Origin of the sequence: Algoriphagus alkaliphilus (genome assembly GCF_900103735.1) — a bacterium.
Classification (GTDB): Bacteria; Bacteroidota; Bacteroidia; order Cytophagales; family Cyclobacteriaceae; genus Algoriphagus; species Algoriphagus alkaliphilus.
This window is the reverse complement of the sequence record NZ_FMXE01000067.1, coordinates 1-3,029: the sequence shown is the minus strand read 5'-3', so window position 1 is coordinate 3,029 and position 3,029 is coordinate 1. Positions and strand designations below refer to the sequence as shown.

Annotated in this window: 2 protein-coding genes; both read right to left on the bottom strand. The window is 34.4% G+C overall.

What is annotated here, in order from left to right:
* Nucleotides 1-54: 54 nt before the first annotated feature.
* Nucleotides 55-2,265 (bottom strand): KAP family P-loop NTPase fold protein, encoded by a 2,211-nt coding sequence (locus tag BLQ81_RS21745; RefSeq protein ID WP_092735233.1) that lies wholly within the window; start codon nucleotides 2,263-2,265, stop codon nucleotides 55-57.
* 58 nt (nucleotides 2,266-2,323) lie between these two features.
* Nucleotides 2,324-2,788: a hypothetical protein gene (locus BLQ81_RS21740; protein WP_139183713.1), complete on the bottom strand. Its 465-nt coding sequence runs from the start codon at nucleotides 2,786-2,788 to the stop codon at nucleotides 2,324-2,326.
* Nucleotides 2,789-3,029: the final 241 nt, after the last annotated feature.

Here is a 3,029-nt window from a genome sequence, read left to right as displayed (position 1 = left end):
GTCAGTATGGACTGAAACGCATGGGTCAATATCGACTGAAACAGGTGGGTCAGTTTACTCCGAAATGGGTGGGTCAGTATGGGGTGAGATTATCAACCAAAGAGTTTCTTTACTTAACCCATGGTTACTTTCAGCCATTCGAATAAAATATGAATACTGATGATGAGTCATCTTTTCTTTGGATATAACAAAATCACTACTTTTCTTTTTTAGATAAAAAATCAATTCATTTTCAAATAGAAATGGTGCCAATGCATTTGAAAAAAGACTATTAATGAAAAAGTTGAAAGCTCCAATATCCTTCTTATAAAGAGAATCAGTGATATAATTGTGGTAATTGTAAAATTTATCGATTAAAGCCTGATAATCAAATCGAAACATCCCTTCCCTTTCAACAAATGTTCGGCCAAAAGAAAAAATCCATGTTAATACTTGCTCAAAGTGAGGCCTTTCTTTACTGATATCTTCCTGTAAAAATCTTACCATCAATTCTTTATGTAATCCATGATTAGTGCAATGACTCATAAATTCGCTCATTTTTCCAGAGCTCTTTGCTTGCTGATATTCATTATTTGAAAGATCGTATTTTGAAAGGCGATATCGAAAATATATCTCAAAATACATAGGATAGGAAATTGAATTCTTTTGTTCTGGTCGATTATAGTCACTACCACTAAAAAGTGATCTAAAAAGCCCATCCAAGATTAACACATCCTCCTCGTTAAAAAACCCAAGCTTCTCTAGGTGAGTTTTAAAAACAGTTACTTCTGTAGTTTTATCAAAAGCATCTTTTTGCTTTATCTTCAATGGAGAGTAAAATTGCTCATGGGTAGAAAGAAATGATCTTTCATACAAGAACTTGTCAGACTGTGAATAAATTAGTTCGTAGATTTGTGGGAAACGAAACTTGATCAATTCGAGTATTAGTAGGCATTTGAAATCAACCTCCTGTCCAATCAAGTTATAGGCGATCTTAAAACTATTAAGAAATCGTACTACGTCACGGTTTTGGCGAAGTATTCCGATATAGGCCTTTTCATAGCGGTTACGGAAATCATTTGGAATTATTGCATTTTCGAAAACATCGTAATGTTCTTCTGACAGCAATTCTTTCAATCTTCCCTGCAAACCATTCAGCAAGTCATCCTTCTCATATTTGGGTAAAGGAATTTCCAATTGAAAAATCTTATCTAAATAATCCGTTGTGAAGCCGCTGATTGTTCCAATTGAGGACTGTATATATTCCTTGTCGTATCCAACCAAATAAACCACATTAGAAAAATTTGCGGTATTGCGGATCAATTTAAGAACTTCTATAATTTCAGGGGCATAAAGTCTATCCAAATCATCAATTGTTATAACTACCTTATATCCTGTAGCCTTCAGCATATTATTGATTTGTCGGTATTCACCTGAACTCTGCGCAGAATCACTACCTCTCAAAAAGCCAATCCAATTTAACCACGATTGCGAGTGCCCATAAATTCCCGCCAGTTTTCTTCCATAGCTATAAATTAGGGATGACATTTTCAGATCAATTTCAGCAATTTTGTCTGATAACAAATCAAAAAACTCTCTTCGAATCATCTCATGATTAGCAACACTCCAGGGATCGAAAGAGATGGCTAAAACATTTTTATCTCTTAAGGAAAGATTAATTAGGTTTAAAAATGAGGTTTTTCCACTACCATATTTGCCTAAAACTCCAATCGCAAAGGATTTTTTATTATTTGTATTTAGTATTAGACTGGCAATCTCTGAAGCTACTATATTTCGCTTGAAATGATCGTCCTCATAACTTACCACCGAATTGTCTTCAACAAAACCTCCTAGTGTTTCAGAATCTGAAACTAGCTTATCTAGGCGCCTAAATAGAAAATATAAAGGGATAGTAAGAATACCGCTAACTGCAACAATATCCCAGTAGGCTATACTGGTCAGTAAAACTAGGTTGGTAAAATCCCAATAATCATTCGTCTTCTGGAAAAGATAAAAAATTAGTCCTAAACCAACCGTTTTATAAATAAATTTAAGAGATTGTTTTTTTGCCAACCAACATGAGCTTAAAAATAGTAAAACAATAAAAAGAAAGTCTGAAATAGGCCCTCCTTCAAAAGAAGAAAATAAGTGCCTAACAAGCAGATTGTCAAGAAGAATACTAACAGGAATCCTGAAATACAAAAGTACGACAGTGAGTAGTAAACCGCCAAGAAAGGGGAATTTATTAAGCCTACCTTTCAAGTTATTTTTATCTAGAAATATCATTTTATGAACACATCATCTCGACGCGGTCTCATCGTTCGGGCTCCAAACGAAATAAAACCTAGTTGTTAATGGCCGTTTTTATTTCAATTCTATTTTCTTTCATTAGTTCCAAAATCATTAAGGCTGCCGTTTCTGCTTGATTTTTTCCCCAACAAATAAGATTGTTAAAATATCCATCCTCCGTTTTGCTGAATGCAACCATTCTTCCTCTGCACATGCAAATTGACATGTATGGTGTCTCCAACACTTCAGTCCTTTGAAAGGTCACACTCGCAAAATCATATTGACCTTCTTCTGGTTTCCCTAATTTGTCATAACCGTCAAAACGGGCGATAAAAGTATCTTCATCTACTTCAATATGTTCTGGAATGAACTGGACAATTTCTTCAAAAGTATATGCATTACAAATAAAATCTACCTCAGTATTATTGAATTTTACTGTTACTGAACCCCCCTCTTGATAAAATGCAAAAATGCTCTTCTTTAATATCCCTATTTTTTGGATTTGTTTTGCCAAATCCATTGAGATAACAAGTTTGGATAAGTCATTTTCAATTGTCTTTATAGAAGGTTTTAATTGCTCCTTCGACAAGTTAAAAACCATTTGCCCATCTTTGTGTCCTACCCCCTCTAAATGGGCAAAAATTGGTTGTTGCTTCGATACACTTCCTGGAGCTGCTACATTTGATTGGACAGTAAGTTAAGCCCCTTAACTTAGAATCAATGAAAGAAGGAACAAGAAGAAGTTTTGACAAGGAATTCAA